Raw genomic sequence first — 16,798 nt, 5'->3', positions numbered from 1 at the left:
GCATTGGGCTGTGCCTGCGCCGGTGCGGCAAGGGCCGTACCCCCCACGAAGAGCAAGGCGCTTGCCAGCACAGCGGTGAGGACACGACGGACAGGGTTCACCGGACACCTCCGAAGTGGGGACAGACAACGAACGCCGCCTGGATCACCAGGAGGTTTTCCAGCCCACGAGGCGCAGGCACGCGTGTCACCCGCACGGGACAGGGCGCACAGGGGGCCGGCCGGGCAGACGCCGGACCGGCATGCTCCGGCGTGCGCCCTCGGGCCGAAGGGCCCTTCACTCCCCGGATGACGGGAGGGGCCGGTGAACCGGGCGGCGGCGCCGGTGAGTTGGCGGCGCTACTCTCGATCCGGGGCACTTGAGGTGCCAGGCGATCGGGGGTTTCGATGGCGGCCAACCGGATCCATGGCGGTGACGAGGACGAGAGGCCGGACGCCGGCGGCGAGGCCAAGAACGAGTACGGGATCAGCGGGGCCTCTTACGGTGCCGTGGTCCATGGTGAAACGGTCACCGTCAACCAGCAGTTTCTGCCTCCGGCGCCGTTCAATCCCAGCGGTGAGCCGGAGCCGAGCCTGGCGGGCCAGCGGCAGAAGCTGTTCTTCGACTTCATCCGCCAGGCGCTCAGACAGGCGGACGCCACCTTCCGGCTTAGCGTGATCTTTATGTCCTGTGGGGCGGCCATCGTCCTGGTCGGCGGCGGCCTGGCCCTGGTGCACGCCGGAGCGCCCAACCATGGCTATGTCTCGGTGATGACCAGCCTGATCGGTGCTCTGATCACCACCGGGGGCGGTGCGCTGGCGGTCCATTCCAACCGGGCCCGGAAGCATCTGACGGAGCAGGCCAAGCGGCTCGATGTGCAGATCGAGGAGGACCACAAGCTGGAGAACGCCCGTGCCGTGATCGACCGGGTCGAGGACCGGGCGCTGCGCGACCGGCTCAATGCCATGACCGCCATGCGGGCGCTGGGGGTCAACCCCGACCCCGGGCAGCTGGCCAACCGGGTACTGCCGGACGGCGGTGCACACGGCGGTGAGCTGGGCCCGGGCCGTGGTGCCGCCGCGGACGGCCCCTCGGCGGAGGGGGGAGAGGGTTCCTCCGAGGCGTAGCCAAGGAGCGCGCCGTCGAACTGGTTGAGGGCCTGCTGTCCAAAGAGCAGCAGGAGTCGCCCCGGGCGCGCTTGCGCGACCTGGCTGTCCTCGAGGTGAAGGAGCACGCTCTCGGGTGGCTGGTCATCCGGCAGTCGGTGGAGTACATCCGAAGTCGTGATCCCGAGAAGATGCTGGTGGGGCGTGGCCCTTATCCGGTGGACCGGCAGGACGGGAGCATCCACCACATCCCGGTCACGACATACGTGGCCGGTGGCTGGGAGGAGTTCTACCGGTGGAGTCCGAAGGTTCCATGGCTGCGATACGCCAGCTGCGCAAGCAGGCTCCGCTGTTGGGACCACAGAGGGCGAAGGCATACGTCATGGCTGTGCGAGACGGGACCGAACCTCCGGAAGAGCTGGTGGCTCTCACCCGGCAGCAGGAGGGCTGTCCGCCCCTGCCCATCAAGACGCCGGCCGGTCCGGCTCAATTGCAGCACGACGGGGACAGTGAGTCGCGGACAGCGACCTGACCACCCGTTACCGAGGGCGGCGAGAATGCAACTCCCCAGCAACGGCTACGCTTTGGACGTTCTTGGGAAGGGGCGCTGATGGGTACCAGGTTTATCGAGGTGGACGAATCGCGGCGGGACGAGCCGGGTGTGCGGAAGGGGGACAGGATATTGACGGTGGGCGACCAGTCCATTACTCAGGAGACATGGGTGCGGGTCGAGGCCTATGACGACCTCGACCCGACTGTTACCAGGGATGTCCATCTGCACACGTTCGCAGTGCCGGGCATGGAAGTACGGGCCGGAGCCGCAAGGGATGATGAGGACGGAAGCGGCGAATTCGAAACCAGGCTGGTGCCCTCCGTCCAGTATTACCAGATCGAGCTTGGGCCCGACTCGCTGAACAGGCTCCATGATGCGCTCAAGCCCTTTATCGCGGCCGCGAGGGAATGCGAGCCGCCCAAGGGCCGTAAGGCACGCGCCAAGTAGCCCGCAGCAACCCCGCATTGGGCCCGCATCAGGCTCGGCGCCATGAGCGAAGACGCCCGTCTCCTGGCGAACCACCGGGTCCATGTCCTGCCTGTGGTCCTGGCCCTGGCCAATCCACCGTGGCGGCGGGACATATGGCTCGACCCTTCGGAGTTCGAGAACCTCGACCACGTCTTTCACACGCTCTTCGATGACTTCTGTGACGCGGACGAGCCCGAGCGATACCTCGGCGTCAGCCTGAGAACCGGGGAAGAGGTCTCGCTTATGGGCGAGTTGGGCGTCGCGCTCAATGCGGCGGCCCAGGCCCCCAGCGGTGCCGACGAGGAATATCTGTGCTCGCCCTCGTGGCCGAGGGTCGTCGCCGTGGCCGGGCGCCTGGCTCAGGTCATGGTCGCCAATGATCTGAAAGAGCTTGTCGCGCTGCACGAGCCCGATATGAGCGGATGACCACGCGGGCGGCAGCGGCAGCCGTGGTCATCCGGGCTGCGTGCTGGTCTGGGTGGAGCAGGCGGTGGAGCCTGTCGTCGCCGGGCGGGCGGGTGCCGGGGGCAGGGGCGTGCACACGGGTGTGGCGACTCCGATGATTCGGCCAGGCCATTGCCGCCGGTGGGCGGGGCGAGCCGGGACCAGTTGTTGGCCGGCCAGACATTGTCGGACTGGTCGAGCTGGACGGCTGTGTGGTGCTGAATGGAGTTGCTGCGGTAGCCGTGGGGCGATGACAGCACAGAGCCGGTGGCCAAACCGGCCGGGCAGGCGCCGGTGTTCACATCGCGCAGGACGGAGTGCGTAGCCGACGGCAGCGGTGGTGAAGTCATTGACTGTGACGGCCGATCCGGAGCGCTGTGGCACACCACCGCCCGGACCGACTCCCACCACCGAGCGCAGCAGCAACGACCGGTTCCCGGCGGGTGCGGCCTCGGCATACAGCACAGAGCCCGTGCGCGAGGAGGGCCGGAGCCGGAACCCGTCCGCGCCGGCGGAGGCGTGCCCCAGTTCCCGTACGCCTCACATAGGCGTGCGGCAGTGGCTTTCCCGCGCTGGTGACGGTCCCGTGCAGCGGGGCCGGTGTACCGGAACGCGCCGTCGTGGGAAGCGGTGGCGCCAGGGGCGCGGCTCACCACCGCTGACGAGCCCGGTACGGAGCCGCTGCCGGACCCAGGGGCGGTACGTGACCCGGTCCGGCTTTGCATCGTTGGCCATGGACCAGCCGCCGTAAAGAGGAATCGAGGAACCCCATGGCCGAGCAGCAGTCCGAGCGCACCAGATCCACCGTGAATGTGTGCACCCTTGGCCATATGGGCCATGGCAAGAGCACGGTCACGGTGGCCCTCGCCCGAGTGCTGGCCAAGGAGAACGACACCGGGCACGGCCACTTCCAGGCCGTGGACCGCGCCCCGGAGGAGCAGGCCCGCGAGGGCGCCGTGGACGCCAGCCATGTCGAGTACGACACCGCGGCCCGCCACTATGTGCACATCGACTGCCCCAAGCCCGAGGACCTCAAGGGCCTGGCCGAGGCCGGTGCCCGGCTGGACGCCGCCATCCTGGTGGTCGCCGCCCCGGACGGGGTGACCGCCCAGGGTCGTGAACACCTCCGGCTCGCCCGGGAGATCGGCATCCCGCGGGTGGTGACCTTCCTCAACAAGACCGACCTGGCCGACGAGGGCATGCTGGACGTGGTGGAGACGGAGATCCGGGCGGCCCTCACCGAGGCCGGCTACCCCGGCGACCAGGCCCCCGTGGTGGCCGGATCGGCCATCAGGGCCCTGGCGGAGGACCAGGCACGGGCGGCCATCGACCGGCTGGCCGCCGCCCTGGACTCCTACGTTCCGGACCCCGCATAGCACCGCGCGGTACGCACCAGCTCCGCGTTGTCCGGCGCGGCCGCCCCATCGGGCAGGTGCAGCGCGTCCTCCAGCCCGATCCGGGTGTGCAGTCCGCGTGCCACGGCCATCCGCAGCACCGCCCAGGCCGCCGCACCCTCGCCATGCAGCAGCAGCGGCAACTCCGGCCGTATGCCCAACAGCTGCAGCAAATCCTCGGCGGCCCGCGGGGCGGTGTCCGGATCCGGATCCTGAATCTCGGCCAGGACGCGCAGCACCTGATGCGCCCGGGGCCAGGCGAGGAAGCGGCGGGCCGCGTCCGTACCCGAGAAGATCCCCGCCTCGACGCCTATGCCCCGGTCCAGCAGGACCTCGGCCACCAACCGGGCGCCGTCCTCATGCCAGTTGACCGAGGCGTGGTCCGGCAGCACCGTCCAGGACCGGACGAGCCGGGCCCGCTCCCCGGGGTCCGGCACCGCCCAGGCCCCGGTGGTGACCCCGACCGCGACTCCGGGCACGGCGGCCCGGACGGCGCTCACCGCCGCCGCGACCGGGCCGGGGGCCAGGGAGTCGCGCCCCTGGGCATCCTTGGGGTGCAGATGGACATCCTCCGCCCCGGCCGCCACCGCCGCCCGGGCGGCAGCGGCGAGTTCCTCCGGGGTGACGGGGAGACGATCGTGATCCGCGCGGGTACGAGGGCCGTTGAGGCATACCTGGAGCATGTGCCCATGCTGGCAGAGGGGTCGGACAACGGCCTGTCGCCCCCGGCTGCGCCGCTGCCCCGAGGGCCGTCGCACCGAAAACCCACACGGCCCATCCGCAAACCCGCACGGCTAGGCGGTGTTTGACGGCTCAAGGGCCGGGCCATCGCCGGGTGCGGTTCCTGCGGTGAGCGGCCCCATAGTGTTGGTCACTTGTCACGTGCGGGACGTCTGTGGCTGGTCGCGCCCACGCGGCGGAGCCGCACGGTCCAGCGCCCCGCGCCCCTTACGGGGCCCAGCGGTCGGCCAAGAGCCATCAGGCAGGCCGTAACCCGCAAACCCGCACGGCCTACCCGCCGCTCAGTGCCTTCGCCGAGAACCAGGGATTGCCGCCGCCCAGCACCCACACCGAGACATGGCGTACCCCGAGCCGGGTCAGCAGGGCCAGCCGGGCGTCCATGGTGGTCTGGTCCGCGTAGTCGTAGAGGGTGCCCTGATCGACCCAGCGCACCTCGCCCGAGCCGGGGTCGCGGCGGCGGCGTATCACCTCCGGGTCCTCGGAGTAGCCGGGCCGGCGGCGGGTCACGGTCAGCGGCTGACTGTCCTGGACGCGCTTGGGGTCGCAGGGGTCCGGCGCGCTGACCCCGTACGAGGGCAGCCCGATGACCAGCCGTTCCGGGTCCGGAACCTGTGACCGGGCATAGCGCACCGCGTCCCGTACCCAGTCGTCCGGTGCGATGGCCAGGCAGCGCTCGTCGCCGGACGAGGCGAAGACCCGGCCATAGGCCATGACCACCAGCTGGTCGGCGCCCGCGCCGAGCGCGCCCTTGAAGCTGAACGGCGAGTCGCCGTCGTGGAGTTGGGCCGGGGCGTCCACCTGGAGCCTGAGCCCGGCGGAGTGCAGGCCGCGGGCCAGTTCGGCCAGGAACGCCTCAAAGCCCCGCTCGTCCCGCGCCGACCAGCTCCAGAAGTCCTCGAAGTCGATGTCCACACCGGTGAACCCAATGCGCTTGGCCAGATCGGTGAGCCGGCCGGCCGCCCTGGTGCGGCGCGCCGGGTCGTTGACCAGGGCGGCGACCGCGCCATGGTCCATGGCGGAGACGGTGGTGTACTGGTAGGCCGAATTCCGTTTCACCTCGGCCGCGTTGGCCTCGCTGAAGCCATTGCAGGGCAGTTCACCGGCGGATTGCAGGGCCAGTTCGCCATGCAGGTCCACCTCCCAGTACTCCGCCTTGAGGGTGCCCTTGCGCAGCCGCCCGTCCCGGTACTCGGCGGGCGCGCTGCAGACGGGGTCGCCCGCGGAACCGGGGTGCACCCAGGCCTGCAGGGCCGGCACGGCGGGGGACCGGGGCGAGCGGCGGGCGGCCGGAGAGTCGTGGCCATGGCCGCAGGACACCAGGCCCGCGGTCATGGCCAGGGCTATGGCGGCAGCGCTCAGGGCGCGGCGGATACGAGGCATGGTCATCAACCGTAGCCGCACCGCGCACCGGCCGTTCCGGGTCGGGTTTCCGTACCCGACACGCCGTGGCGGGCAACGGAAACCCGACGCCGAGTGGGCCGCGGCGGATCAGCGGGTGGTGTAGCCACCGTTGATGAAGAGGGTCTGGCCGTTGAGCCACCAGCCGTCGGTGAGGAGGAATCTCACCCAGGGGACGATGTCCTCGATCCTGGTCAACTCACCGTTCATCGATGAGGACTTGTGGTACGCGATGGAGTCCTCGGTCTCGGCCGGGTAGAAGAAGGGGGTGTCCATGGGGCCGGGGGCGATGTTGTTGACCGAGATCCGGCGGCCGAAGAGTTCCTTGGACAGGGCCCGGGTGAAGTGCTCCACGGGCGCCTTGCTGCCGGCGTAGACGGAGTACAGGCCGGTGTATGCGGCGAGCAGCGAGGTCACCACCGTGATGATCTTGCCGCCGTCCTCCAGGCGCTTGGCGGCCTCCCGCATCATAAAGTAGGCCGCCTTGGTGTTGACGGCGAACATCCGGTCGAACTCTTCCTCGGAGGTCTCCGTCATCGGCTTCTTGATCACCATGCCGGCCGTATTGACCATGCAGTCCACCTTGCCGAAGGACTTGTGCGCGGCGTCGAAGAGCCGTTCCACTTCCGCGACCTTGGTGAGGTCCCCCTGGTGGGTGATCGCCTCCGCTCCGGCGGCCTCGCACCGGGCGGCGGTCCGCTCCGCCTGGTCCCGCGAGGAGTCGCTGTTGTAGTGGACCACCAGCTTGGGGCCTTCGGCGGCGATCTCGGTGGCTATCAGACCGCCCAGATTGCGGGAGGCGCCACCGATGACGACCACCTTGTCCTTGAGGGTGCGCGTGGGCATGGGGACCTCCCGGGCGCTCCAAGAGAAGCGAGGGGCTCTGAGGGCCGTCCTCTCCCACGGTCACCCGGCGGGCGCGCACTCGCAAACGGACCGGGCGGGTCACGCCTGGAACTCGTACTCCAGCAGATAGGAACTTGAGTCCATGGTCAGCTCGTTGACCTCGACCGCCCGCCCGTCGGGCGCATAGCCGATGCGCCGGATCTGGATCACCGGCGTCCCCTGGGGCAGCCGGAGCTGCTGGACCTCCTCGGAGGAGGGCATCCGGCAGCGGATCTCCTCCCGGAAGCGCACCGGGGTCACCGCGGGCTCCGGCTGGTAGCAGGTGGAAAGCAGGACCGGCTTGCCCTCCCGGATGAAGCGGTGGTCGCGCACCGGGATGACCGCGGTCGGCGGCAGGGCCAGGGCGTCGGCCACGGGGGGCGGAGGAGTGCGCCGCTCCTCCACGGCCCGCTCCAGGCCAACGGAGTTGATGTCCGGGCCGGAGGGGATGCCGCGCCGGCGCAGCGGCCGGAAGGAGCGGACAAAGACACCGGCGCCCTTGCGTGCCTCGGCGATGCCCTCGCTCTGCAGGACGCCGAGCGCCTGGCGGGCCGTCATCCGGGCCACCTGGTAGGCGGCCATCAGGTCGTTCTCGCCGGGCAGGCGGTCGCCGGGGCGGTACTCGCCCGCCTGGACCGCGTGCCGCAAATCGGCCGCGATCCGCTGGTACTTGGGGCGGCGGCTGGTGCCCGGACTGGCCATGAAGCGATCACCTCTCTCTGGAGGAGAACAGCGTAGAGGGAAGCGGGGGTGCCTCTTGCCCTGTATAGAGACAGTCTGCTTGAATTTACCTCAGGCTCTAGAGACGGTGGGGGCATGGTGAGGAGCATTGCAGAAAAAGGCCGCCGAGCAGGGCGAACGGGCGCAACGGGCGGAAGTCCGGCCGCTTCCCTGTGGACGCTGCGGGGAACTCGGGCGCGGCTACGACGAGGCCGTGCGGCGGGGAGAGGTCCGGGCGGGGGAGTCCGCGATCGCCGCGATGGGGCGGCATCTGTGGTGGTCCCACCCCGAGTGAACTGCCGCCATGAGGTGGCGGGTTGGGTGCCGGGGGAGCGGGGCGAGGAGAGCTGCCTGGCTTGCGGGGTGCGGCGGTTCACCAACTATGGCGCACTCATTGCCGGCTTGGAGCCGCCTGTTCCTCTTTAGGGGGCTCGGCGCTGATAACCAAGCGGCGTGGGTATTACGGAGAGCCATGCAGGGTGCGCGGCCGAGCAGTGGGAGGGGCGCTGTTCTGGCGCGCCCCATCAGGGGGCCGGGCGCGCTGATGGCCATGCGGCTCCGGCGCGTGACTGATACCGGCCGTAAACGATTCGCGTCCGCGAAGGAGCCTCCGCTCACTCCTCCCCGGCCGACGAGCCCCCGCGCCCTTCCAGCCATGCCTGGTAGGCCGTGTTCGCGCCCGCCAGTTCCCCGTAGCACTCGCGTAAGTCCCCGCAGAGTTCGTCCAGTTGGGTGCCGGAAAGTGCACCGGGGCGGGCGGCCAGGAGGAGGCGGCCGGTGAGTGGGTCGCCGCACAGCGGGCGGACGACCGTACCCGCTCCGGGCTCGTCCAGTGGCCCGCAGGGACGTACCGCCTCACCGGAAGCCACCAGGTCACCCGCGATGGAGTGGTCACGGACGGACAGCAGCCGAGGGCTGAACCCGGCCAGGGTGAAGGCATGGCGCAGCGCGGCGCAGTCATGGTCGGCCGCCGGGTCCATCAGCCAGGCGTCCTCGGCCAGTTGGGCCAGCGGGACGGAGTTCCCCTCGGCCGCCGGATGCGCCGCGGACAAGGCGATGAAGCGGGGCTCGTACGGCACCGCCACACAGCGCCGTAACCCCTCCGGGAGGTGCAGCGGGAACCCGGCCGGTTCATGGAGCAGGGCCACATCGAGCTGCCCGGCGCACAGCAGTTGCACCAGAGCGCTGGAGGAGACCTCTATCTGAACGGTGGTGTCCACCTCCGGCAGCCGCTTGTGGATGCGTAGCAGCCAACCCGCCACCGCCCGGCTGCCGATGGCGCCGATGCGCAGCCGTAACCCGCCGAGTCCGGCCGGCGCCGCATCCCTGGCGGCCGCCACCAGGGCGGTCATCTCGGCGACTATGGGACGGGCCCGGGAGAGCACGGTCTGGCCCAGCGGGGTGGGCCGGCTGCCGGTGCGGTCGCGGGTGAACAGCGGTCCGCCGACGGCCGATTCAATGCGCCGCAGCTGGGTGGTGAGCGAGGGCTGGGTCATGCCGAGCCGCACCGCGGCCTTCCGTACGCTGCCGGTGTCGGCGATGGCGCAAAGCGCTCGGAGGTGCCTGACCTCAAGCTCCACGGCGGGAGCATAACCGCGCCTCGCTGGTCACACCAGCCACATCCCGGTAACTTCCGCCCCGCCCGGGGTGATACGACGGCGCTATCACCAACTGGCATCATCCATCACGGCGATGACCGGCGCACACTCTGCGGAACCAAAGGTTCTCCGGTGCCTTCCGGACCGCCGTCCCACCCGGGTCCCACCCGGGTCCCACCCGGGTCCCACCCGGCGGTGCCGGGGGCGCCGTACGAATGGAGTCCCCCACATGAACCGCTCCATGAGCACGTTCCGCCCTGCGCTCAAGCGCTCTTCCATGGTACTGACCGCCGCCCTCGGCCTTGGGCTGACGGCGGTCATCACGGCCGTACCGGCCCAGGCGGCCGGGGACCATCACCAGGTCTCCACCGCCAGGTCCAGAGCCGCGTACGCCGGATCGAAGGCGGAGGCCGCCAACAACAAGGCGTTCTTCGCCGCGGTGATGAAGTCGGCGCTGGCCAAGCAGCAGGCCTCGCCCGGCCTGCGTACGGTGACCGTCACCTATGACGCCAGCCAGGCGCCCAGCTTCGCGGGCGAGATAGCCAACGCGGCCCGCATCTGGAACAGTTCGGTGCACAACATACGGTTGCAGGCGGGCGGCAACGCCGACTTCACGTACTACGAGGGCGACGACCCCAATGGCTCCTATGCCAGCACCGACGGCCATGGCCATGGCTATGTGTTCCTGGACTACCAGCAGAACCAGGAGTTCAACTCCACCCGGGTCACCGCCCATGAGACCGGCCATGTGCTGGGCCTGCCGGACCACTACTCGGGCCCGTGCAGCGAGCTGATGTCCGGCGGCGGCCCCGGCCCGTCCTGCACCAACCCCTACCCCGACGCCAATGAGCGCCGCAGGGTGGACGCGCTGTGGGCGAATGGGCTGAGTGCCATGGCCGACAAGGGTGTCAGGGCCAAGGTCCGCTGAGTCCGGTGCGGTTGCCCGCGCTCTGTCGGCGGCGCGGGCAGCCGCATCTCTTCGGCTGTGCCTCAGCCCGCCTCGGCCTCGCGCGGGCGCCTTATCAGGAACGCCGCCCCCGCTCCGGCCAGGAACAGGGCCAGCACCGAGACGGCCGTACCCACCCAGGTGGCGCCCAGCCAGCGGCCGCCGAAGTAGCCCAGGCCCACGCTGTAGGCGGCCCAGCTCAGCCCGGCCAGTGCGGACCAGGGCAGGAAGTCGCGGACCCGGCGGTGCATCACCCCGGCGCCCAGGCTGACCACCGAACGCCCGGCGGGCGCGAAGCGGGCCACCACCACCAGCGCCCCGCCGCCGCGCAACAGCGCGGTGCCCAGCTTCTCCTGAGCGGCGGTCAGCCGGCGGGAGCGGGCGATGGCGCGGTCGAAGCGGTCACCGCCGCGCCAGGCCAGCCGGTAGGCGACCAGGTCACCCACGACCGAGGCGGTGGCGGCGCAGAGCACCAGCGCGAACATCTCCGCCAGGTCGGGACGGGGATGGTCGCCGCCGACCGCCGAGCCGGCGGCCGCGGTCGCCGCGGTGATGACCAGTACGCCGCTGGGCAGCACCGGAAGGAAGACGTCGAGCAGGACGGAGAGTCCCACCACGACGTATATCCAGGGCGTGTTGGCCAACGCCCCGAGCTGCTCCAGCACGACCCGATCTCCTGGTACGGTCCCCCGCCGCGATGTCGCAGGGGAGCGGCAGGAGCGGCCTTCACAACCGTACACAGTACGCCTGGGGCTGCTGAGGAATGTGCATGGGGCACGGGATGCGAGCTGCATCACGTGCCCCGGGGCGCCTTGACGGCGGTGCTCAGCCCTGGCGGGAGCGCGAGATCAGACGGTCCACGGAGAGCGGCCCGGCGCCGGTGAAGACCAGCAGCAGAAAGGCCCAGCAGAACATCACGGAGGCCTCGCCGCCGTTCTGTATCGGCCACAGGGCGTGGCTCTGGTGGACGTCGAAGTAGGCGTAGGCCATGGAGCCCGAGGAGATGAAGGCGGCGCTGCGGGTGGCGGCGCCGAGCAGCACCAGGACGCCCCCGACCAGCTGGATCACGGCCGCGTACCAGCCCGGCCAGGTGCCGGCGGCGATGGTGCCGCCGCCCACCGCGCCGCCCAGGACGCCGAACAGCGAGGCCGCGCCATGGCAGGCGAAGAGCAGGCCGACCACGACGCGGAAGGCGGACAGGACATACGGACGGGCGGCGTCCAGCCGCTCGGCGAGCGGGATGGCCGCTCCGGTGGGGGCGGCAGTGGCCGGAGTGCCGGTGGTGGTGGGGGACATGCCTGGCTCCTCGTGTCAGGGACGGGAAACAACGAGCGGTCTCACAGGTTAGGTATCCCTCATAGTGCTTGCAAGTTCAAGTTTCTTGACCGTTTTCGCTTTGCGTTCTCTTGGTGACGGAGCGCAAGGCCGGTGAGGGAGCGCGAGGCTAGGGTGGCCGGGTGCTCCTCGCCGCCACCCTGCTGCCGGTCAACCGCACCCTGGGCGTGGTGCTGGCCGTACTGCTGGTCGCCGCCGTGGCGGTGACCGCGCTGGCCCGCCTGGCCGACCACCGGGAGCGCGGCTACGCCCGCGCCGTGGCGCTGGCCGGGCTGCGCGCCGCCGTCCAGCTGGCGGTGGTCTCGGCGCTGATCGGCTGGGTGGTGCACCGGGCGGCCTCGCTGGCCGGCTTCGTCCTGCTGATGTTCGCGGTGGCGTCCTGGACCGCGGGGCGCCGGATCACCGACAACCGCAGCTGGGTCTGGGCGGCGCTGCCGATCGCCGCCGGGGTGGGCCCGGTGGTGGCGGTGCTGCTGCTCACCGGCCTGGTGCCATTCCAGGGCCTGGCGCTGATCCCGGTGGCCGGGATCCTTATCGGCGGCGGGATGACCGCCACCGTGCTGGCCGGCCGGCGCGCCCTGGACGAACTGCGCACCCGGCGGGGCGAGGTGGAGGCGGGCCTGGCGCTGGGGCTGCTGGAGCGGGACGCCCGGCTGGAGGTGGCCCGGCCCGCCGCCTCGGACGCCCTGCTGCCGGGCCTGGACCAGACCAGAACGGTGGGATTGGTCACCCTGCCCGGGGCCTTTGTCGGCATGCTGCTGGGCGGCGCCTCGCCGGTGCAGGCGGGCGCGGTGCAGCTGTTTGTGCTGGTGGCCCTGCTGGCGGTGCAGTCGGTGGCGGTGGCCGTGGTGCTGGAGCTGATCGCCCGTGGGCGGCTGCACCGGGACGCCGCCCGGCGGCGGCCGTTCATACGGTCACGTACCCTGGGGGAAGCAGAAGGGGAGTAGCTCTTCGCCGGACCGTCGACATACTGCCGAGCCCCGCTCGGCCGGCGCCCGGAGGCACTCGGCCAACGGCCGTGCGCCAGCGAGACCTTCGGCCGCAGTGTCCATGACGCTGCCGTGCCGAAGCGACCCCTGATCCAAGCGGGACACTCGGTGCGGCGGCCCCCACCGACAGAGGAAACCCGTGTTCAGCTTCACCGTCGCCGCGCTGGTCTTCGGCGTGATCTTCCTGGCCGAACTGCCGGACAAGACCGCGCTCGCCTCCCTGATGCTCGGCACCCGCTACCGCGCCTCCTATGTGTTCGCCGGAGTGGCGGCGGCCTTCGCCGTGCATGTGGCGCTGGCCATCGCGGCGGGCAGCCTGCTGACCCTGCTGCCGCACCGGCTGCTGCAGGCGCTGGTGGGCGCCGCCTTCCTGCTCGGCGCCGCCATGCTGCTGCTGAAGAAGGACGACGACGAGGAAGAGATCACCAAGCCCGCCGACCAGTCCTTCTGGAAGGTGTCCGGGGCGGGCTTCATGCTGATCCTGGTCGCCGAGTTCGGCGATCTCACCCAGATCATGACCGCCAACCTGGCGGCCCGCTACGACGATCCGGTCTCGGTCGGCGTGGGCGCGGTGCTGGGCCTGTGGGCGGTCGCGGCCCTGGGCATCATGGGCGGCCGCACCCTGATGAAGTACGTACCGCTGGCGCTGATCACCAAGGTGGCGGCGCTGGTGATGCTGGCGCTGGCCGGGTTCAGCCTCTACGAGGCCGCCATCGGCTGAGGCCGGCGGGCCTGTTGACGGGCCTGCTGGAGGTGCAGCGGGCCTACGGGAGGTGCAGCAGCAGGCCGCCGTCCGCGGTGGCCTCCACCCGCACCCCGGTCAGATCCCCGACCTGGGCGTCCGGGGCGTGCGCGGCGGCGCGCGGGCCCACGCCCACCACCCGCATCCCGGCCGCCTTGCCCGCCGCGATGCCCGCCTCGGAGTCCTCGAAGACCACACAGTCCCCGGGCGCAAAGCCCAGCTCGGCGGCGCCCTTGAGGAAGCCCTCCGGGTCCGGCTTGCTGGCGCCTACGCACTCCGCGGTGATCATGACGGGCGGCATGGGCAGCCCGGCCGCGTTCATCCGGGCCGCGGCCAGCTTGCCGTCCGCCGAGGTCACCAGCGCGTGCGGCAGCCGGGCCAGGGCGTCCATAAAGGCGGGGGCGCCGGCCACCGGCACCACGCCCGCCATATCGGCGGTCTCGGCGGCCAGCATGCGCCGGTTGTCGGCGTGGTTGAGCTCCATGGGGCGGTCGGGGAGCAGCACGGCCATGGTGGCGTAGCCCTGGCGGCCGTGGACGACCTTCATCACCTCGTCACCCTCCAGGCCGTGTTCGGCGGCCCAGGCGCGCCAGCAGCGTTCCACCACGGCGTCGGAGTTGACGATGGTGCCGTCCATATCGAGGAGTACGGCCTGGCAGGCGAGGGTGGGCATTCGGTACTCCAGGTGTCGGGGGCGGGCGCGCGGTACTTCGGCGCGGCCCTATGGTTTATCCACTTTGTTCATCCACGATACAAAACGGGCCCTCCCGGGCCAAGGGACGCCGGGCCGTCAGGCGTCAGTGTCAGGGGGCGCCCGGCCGTCAGGCGTCAGCCGCGCCCGGCGGCGTACCCCGCCAGCTCCGGCAGCCGTGCCGCCGTCTCCTCGTCCGCCGGCATGCAGGCGATCAGACTCAGCCCCGGTGCGTCCACCGCCGCCAGCTTGAGGTAGTCAAAGACCAGCCGCCCCGCCCCGGGATGTGCGAACTCCCGCCGCGCGGACCGGAATTCGGCCACATCATGGGTGTCCCACCAGCACCGGAACTCCTCGCTCCGGGCGCATAGCTCCTCGGTCAGCGCGCCGAAGGAGACATCTCCCAGATGCCGGTCCGCCTCCGCCCGGTACTGCTCCAGCAGCGCCCGCGCCTGCCCCGGCCAGTCCACCAGCAGCTCCCGCAGCCCGGGATCCAGAAACACCTGCCGGACCAGATTGCGCTCGCCCTCCGGCCAGCGCGCCGGGTCACCGATCAGCCCCGCCTCCGCCCGGTTCCACGCCACCAAGTCCCAGTTGGGCGCCACCAGATACGCCGGATGCGGATCCAGTGCGTCCACCAGCCGTTGCAGGGCCGGACCGGGCTCCCGGCGCACCGCAGGCGGCACCGGCGCCCCCTCGCCCGCCAGCGCGAACAGATGCCGCGCCTCCGCCGGGGAGAGCAGCAGCACCCGGGCCAGGCTGTGCAGCACCTGCCGGCTGACGGTGATGTCCCGTGCCTGCTCCAGCCAGGTGTACCAGGTGACACTGACACCCGAGAGCTGGGCCACCTCCTCCCGCCGCAGCCCCGGGGTACGCCGCCGGGGCCCCGCCGGGATGCCCGCCTGGTCCGGGGTGACCCGCTCCCGGCGCGAGCGCAGGAACAGCGCCAGGGCGCGCCGGTGTTCCAGGTCGGCCACGGCGCTCCTCGGTACGCGGATGAATAGGCGGATGAATAGGCGGACGGTGCGGCGGTACGCGCCCCAGGGGCGCTCCTCGGGGGCGTCGCGGGCTCCCTCAGGGGGGTACCGCGGCCACCAGCATAAGTACCCCCTGTATGACCCCCGCGTCCGGCCCGAACCTCGACTCATGACCCAGACACAACTCCCGGTGTCCGCACCCCCGGCCGCCGCCGCCCCCTCCCCCTGGCGCGCCCTGTCCATCATGCTGGCCGGGGTCTTCATGGCCGTCCTGGACACCTTTATCGTGCTGGTGGCCACCCCCGCCATCCAGCAGGACCTCAACGCCAGTGACGCCGACGTCCAGTTGGTGCTGGCCGGCTACCAACTCGCCTACGCCGTGGCCCTGATCACCAGCGCCCGGCTGGGCGACCTCTGGGGCCGCAAGCGGATGTTCCTCACCGGCCTGGCCCTGTTCACCCTGGCCTCGGTGGCCTGTGCCGCCGCCGGCGGGCCCGGCGCGCTGATCGCCGCGCGGGTGGTCCAGGGGCTGGGCGCGGCGGCGCTCTTCCCGCAGATCTTCTCCATGATCCAGGTGCTGCTGCCCGCGTCGCGGCGGGCCCGCGCCTTCGGTGTCCTGGGCGCGGTCATCGGACTGGCCGGGGTGGCCGGGCAGTTGCTCGGCGGCGCACTGGTCTCCGCCGACCTCTTCGGCACCTCCTGGCGGCCCGTCTTCTGGGTCAATGTCCCGGTCGGCCTGCTCACCCTGGCGCTGGCCGCCGCCTTTGTACCCGAGTCCCGCGCCCCCGGCGCCCAGCGGCTGGACCTGCCCGGCGCCGCGGTGCTCAGCCTGGCCCTTCTGCTGCTGGTGGTCCCGCTGGTGGAGGGCCGCCAGGTCGGCTGGCCGCTGTGGACCTGGCTCAGCCTGGCCGCGGCCGCGCTCGCGCTGGCCGGATTCCTATGGGTCGAACGGCGCGTGGAAGCACGGGGCGGCGCGCCCCTGATACGCCCGAGCCTGCTGCGCCGGCGGTCCTTCGCGGTCGGCATGGCCCTGGTACTGCTTGCCTACTTCGGCATCAACTCCTTCTTCCTGATCCTCTCCCTCACCGTGCAGGACGGCCTGGGCCTGGACACCATGGGCGCGGGGCTGATCTACATCCCCTTCGCGGCGGCCTTCTTCACCGCCAGCCTGGCCGCCGGCCGGCTGACCCGCCATGGCCCCCGGGTCCTCCGGGCCGGCGCCCTGCTCGCCGCCCTGGGCTACGCCCTGGCCATCGCGGTGTGCGTCCACCATGGACCGTCCCTGGCGGCCTGGGACCTGGCCCCGTCCTTCCTGCTGATCGGCGCGGGGAACGGCCTGCTGGTCACCCCCCTGATCAACACCGTGCTCTCCCGGGTCCCGCCCGCCGAGGCGGGCATGGCCTCGGGTGTGCTGTCCACCGGCCAGCAGGTCGGCGGCGCGGTGGGAGTGGCCGTGGTCGGCGTGCTCTACTACGGAACCCTGGGCGGCGCCCGGCATGGCGACGCGGGCGCCTACGGCCATGCGCTGGCGGTGGCCCTGGGCTTCCATCTCGCCCTCTGCGCCGGGCTGTTGGCCCTGCTCCCGCTGCTGGCCAAGGGGCGGCGTACGGGTGCGGCCGGATAACCCGGCCGCCGCCCGGGTCCCGCTACTCGTTGGGGTTGATCGGGGTGCCGCGTGTCGAGGCGGCGGTCCCGCCGGCACCGGCTCCCGGCTGCATGTCGATGCGCATGGTGCTGAGCGGGCCGCCTCGCCGATCCAAGGCTCAACTTGCGCTGATCCGGCCGGACTCCCGGCCGTGGGACTTCCGGGTTCGTGACGCTGCAATGCTCAA

At 71.4% G+C, this 16,798-nt stretch carries 20 protein-coding genes; 11 read left to right on the top strand and 9 right to left on the bottom strand.

Translation table 11 applies throughout. The features are described from left to right. The first annotated feature begins 386 nt into the window (after nt 1–386). The 5 genes from CV755_RS16335 to CV755_RS16315 all read left to right on the top strand — a co-directional run bounded on the left by CV755_RS16335 (nt 387) and on the right by CV755_RS16315 (nt 3,926). Nucleotides 387–1,106 carry a TRADD-N-associated membrane domain-containing protein gene (locus tag CV755_RS16335; protein ID WP_109280969.1) on the top strand — a complete coding sequence of 240 codons (720 nt, stop codon included), beginning with the start codon at nt 387–389 and terminating at the stop codon, nt 1,104–1,106. Nucleotides 1,107–1,201: 95 nt separating this feature from the next. Beyond that, on the top strand, nt 1,202–1,696 hold the full coding sequence (locus CV755_RS16330; protein ID WP_422070578.1) for a YrhB domain-containing protein: 495 nt from the start codon (nt 1,202–1,204) through the stop codon (nt 1,694–1,696). Next, the gene (locus CV755_RS16325) at nt 1,696–2,085 is read left to right on the top strand and encodes a hypothetical protein (protein ID WP_109280968.1); all 390 of its coding nucleotides are present in this window, start codon (nt 1,696–1,698) and stop codon (nt 2,083–2,085) included. Before CV755_RS16330 ends, CV755_RS16325 begins: the two co-directional genes overlap by 1 nt. Before the next feature lie 42 nt (nt 2,086–2,127). Then, complete coding sequence (locus tag CV755_RS16320) at nt 2,128–2,532, top strand: SCO4402 family protein (protein WP_109280967.1); 405 nt, start codon at nt 2,128–2,130, stop codon at nt 2,530–2,532. 788 nt (nt 2,533–3,320) lie between these two features. Continuing rightward, nucleotides 3,321–3,926 carry a GTP-binding protein gene (locus tag CV755_RS16315; protein ID WP_109280966.1) on the top strand — a complete coding sequence of 202 codons (606 nt, stop codon included), beginning with the start codon at nt 3,321–3,323 and terminating at the stop codon, nt 3,924–3,926. On the opposite strand, the gene CV755_RS16310 is transcribed toward CV755_RS16315, so the two are convergent. From CV755_RS16310 to CV755_RS16295, 4 genes are all read right to left on the bottom strand, one after another. Then, nucleotides 3,905–4,627, bottom strand: coding sequence for a 3-keto-5-aminohexanoate cleavage protein (locus CV755_RS16310; RefSeq protein WP_109280965.1), 723 nt, complete (start codon nt 4,625–4,627; stop codon nt 3,905–3,907). The genes CV755_RS16315 and CV755_RS16310 overlap by 22 nt on opposite strands. A 328-nt stretch (nt 4,628–4,955) precedes the next feature. Further along, nucleotides 4,956–6,065, bottom strand: coding sequence for a glycosyl hydrolase family 18 protein (locus tag CV755_RS16305; protein ID WP_161968708.1), 1,110 nt, complete (start codon nt 6,063–6,065; stop codon nt 4,956–4,958). A 108-nt stretch (nt 6,066–6,173) separates the two neighbouring features. Next, nucleotides 6,174–6,929 (bottom strand): SDR family oxidoreductase, encoded by a 756-nt coding sequence (locus tag CV755_RS16300; RefSeq protein ID WP_109280963.1) that lies wholly within the window; start codon nt 6,927–6,929, stop codon nt 6,174–6,176. 99 nt (nt 6,930–7,028) lie between these two features. Further along, on the bottom strand, nt 7,029–7,670 hold the full coding sequence (locus CV755_RS16295) for a GntR family transcriptional regulator (RefSeq protein ID WP_109280962.1): 642 nt from the start codon (nt 7,668–7,670) through the stop codon (nt 7,029–7,031). Nucleotides 7,671–7,797: 127 nt separating this feature from the next. Here CV755_RS16295 and CV755_RS34230 point away from each other — a divergent pair, with 127 nt between their 5' ends. Then, a complete protein-coding gene (locus CV755_RS34230; RefSeq protein ID WP_153068684.1) occupies nt 7,798–7,983 on the top strand; it encodes a hypothetical protein in 186 nt (61 codons plus the stop codon). After that, nucleotides 7,962–8,114 (top strand): DUF6255 family natural product biosynthesis protein, encoded by a 153-nt coding sequence (locus CV755_RS37200; protein WP_364851929.1) that lies wholly within the window; start codon nt 7,962–7,964, stop codon nt 8,112–8,114. The genes CV755_RS34230 and CV755_RS37200 overlap by 22 nt, the downstream gene beginning before the upstream one ends. A 188-nt stretch (nt 8,115–8,302) precedes the next feature. Here the strand turns inward: CV755_RS37200 and CV755_RS16290 are convergent, their stop codons facing one another. Further along, nucleotides 8,303–9,268, bottom strand: a complete 966-nt coding sequence (locus CV755_RS16290) for a LysR family transcriptional regulator (RefSeq protein WP_193553414.1) — start codon at nt 9,266–9,268, stop codon at nt 8,303–8,305. A gap of 259 nt (nt 9,269–9,527) precedes the next feature. Here CV755_RS16290 and snpA point away from each other — a divergent pair, with 259 nt between their 5' ends. Then, entirely contained in the window at nt 9,528–10,214 is a 687-nt protein-coding gene (gene snpA / locus CV755_RS16285; protein WP_241561245.1) for a snapalysin, read from the top strand. A gap of 62 nt (nt 10,215–10,276) precedes the next feature. On the opposite strand, the gene CV755_RS16280 is transcribed toward snpA, so the two are convergent. Together CV755_RS16280 and CV755_RS16275 are read right to left on the bottom strand one after the other, a co-directional pair. Beyond that, complete coding sequence (locus CV755_RS16280; protein WP_109280960.1) at nt 10,277–10,897, bottom strand: DedA family protein; 621 nt, start codon at nt 10,895–10,897, stop codon at nt 10,277–10,279. A gap of 160 nt (nt 10,898–11,057) precedes the next feature. Next, nucleotides 11,058–11,528 (bottom strand): DoxX family protein, encoded by a 471-nt coding sequence (locus tag CV755_RS16275; RefSeq protein ID WP_109280959.1) that lies wholly within the window; start codon nt 11,526–11,528, stop codon nt 11,058–11,060. Between the two features lie 161 nt (nt 11,529–11,689). Here CV755_RS16275 and CV755_RS16270 point away from each other — a divergent pair, with 161 nt between their 5' ends. After that, nucleotides 11,690–12,514 (top strand): ABC transporter permease, encoded by an 825-nt coding sequence (locus CV755_RS16270; RefSeq protein ID WP_241561243.1) that lies wholly within the window; start codon nt 11,690–11,692, stop codon nt 12,512–12,514. Between the two features lie 181 nt (nt 12,515–12,695). Then, nucleotides 12,696–13,277, top strand: a complete 582-nt coding sequence (locus CV755_RS16265) for a TMEM165/GDT1 family protein (protein WP_109280958.1) — start codon at nt 12,696–12,698, stop codon at nt 13,275–13,277. Nucleotides 13,278–13,320: 43 nt separating this feature from the next. Here the strand turns inward: CV755_RS16265 and CV755_RS16260 are convergent, their stop codons facing one another. Then, nucleotides 13,321–13,971, bottom strand: a complete 651-nt coding sequence (locus CV755_RS16260) for an HAD-IA family hydrolase (RefSeq protein ID WP_109280957.1) — start codon at nt 13,969–13,971, stop codon at nt 13,321–13,323. A 155-nt stretch (nt 13,972–14,126) separates the two neighbouring features. Next, nucleotides 14,127–14,966 carry a helix-turn-helix transcriptional regulator gene (locus CV755_RS16255; RefSeq protein ID WP_109280956.1) on the bottom strand — a complete coding sequence of 280 codons (840 nt, stop codon included), beginning with the start codon at nt 14,964–14,966 and terminating at the stop codon, nt 14,127–14,129. A 169-nt stretch (nt 14,967–15,135) separates the two neighbouring features. Between CV755_RS16255 and CV755_RS16250 the strand changes: the two genes are divergently transcribed. Continuing rightward, the gene (locus tag CV755_RS16250; protein ID WP_241561242.1) at nt 15,136–16,590 is read left to right on the top strand and encodes an MFS transporter; all 1,455 of its coding nucleotides are present in this window, start codon (nt 15,136–15,138) and stop codon (nt 16,588–16,590) included. Nucleotides 16,591–16,798 lie beyond the last annotated feature (208 nt).

It is taken from the genome of Streptomyces orinoci (assembly GCF_003121295.1).
GTDB lineage: Bacteria > Actinomycetota > Actinomycetes > Streptomycetales > Streptomycetaceae > Streptomyces > Streptomyces orinoci.
This window is presented reverse-complemented; position numbering and strand designations above follow the sequence as displayed.

Coding starts and splice junctions, on each gene's coding strand:
- CV755_RS16320 (WP_109280967.1), top strand. CDS start 2,128: ATGAGCGAAGACGCCCGTCTCCTGGCGAACCACCGGGTCCATGTCCTG.
- snpA (WP_241561245.1), top strand. CDS start 9,528: ATGAGCACGTTCCGCCCTGCGCTCAAGCGCTCTTCCATGGTACTGACC.
- CV755_RS16310 (WP_109280965.1), bottom strand. CDS start 4,627: ATGCTCCAGGTATGCCTCAACGGCCCTCGTACCCGCGCGGATCACGAT.
- CV755_RS16300 (WP_109280963.1), bottom strand. CDS start 6,929: ATGCCCACGCGCACCCTCAAGGACAAGGTGGTCGTCATCGGTGGCGCC.
- CV755_RS16335 (WP_109280969.1), top strand. CDS start 387: ATGGCGGCCAACCGGATCCATGGCGGTGACGAGGACGAGAGGCCGGAC.
- CV755_RS16315 (WP_109280966.1), top strand. CDS start 3,321: ATGGCCGAGCAGCAGTCCGAGCGCACCAGATCCACCGTGAATGTGTGC.
- CV755_RS16305 (WP_161968708.1), bottom strand. CDS start 6,065: ATGCCTCGTATCCGCCGCGCCCTGAGCGCTGCCGCCATAGCCCTGGCC.
- CV755_RS16250 (WP_241561242.1), top strand. CDS start 15,136: ATGACCCAGACACAACTCCCGGTGTCCGCACCCCCGGCCGCCGCCGCC.
- CV755_RS16295 (WP_109280962.1), bottom strand. CDS start 7,670: ATGGCCAGTCCGGGCACCAGCCGCCGCCCCAAGTACCAGCGGATCGCG.
- CV755_RS16275 (WP_109280959.1), bottom strand. CDS start 11,528: ATGTCCCCCACCACCACCGGCACTCCGGCCACTGCCGCCCCCACCGGA.
- CV755_RS16325 (WP_109280968.1), top strand. CDS start 1,696: ATGGGTACCAGGTTTATCGAGGTGGACGAATCGCGGCGGGACGAGCCG.
- CV755_RS16260 (WP_109280957.1), bottom strand. CDS start 13,971: ATGCCCACCCTCGCCTGCCAGGCCGTACTCCTCGATATGGACGGCACC.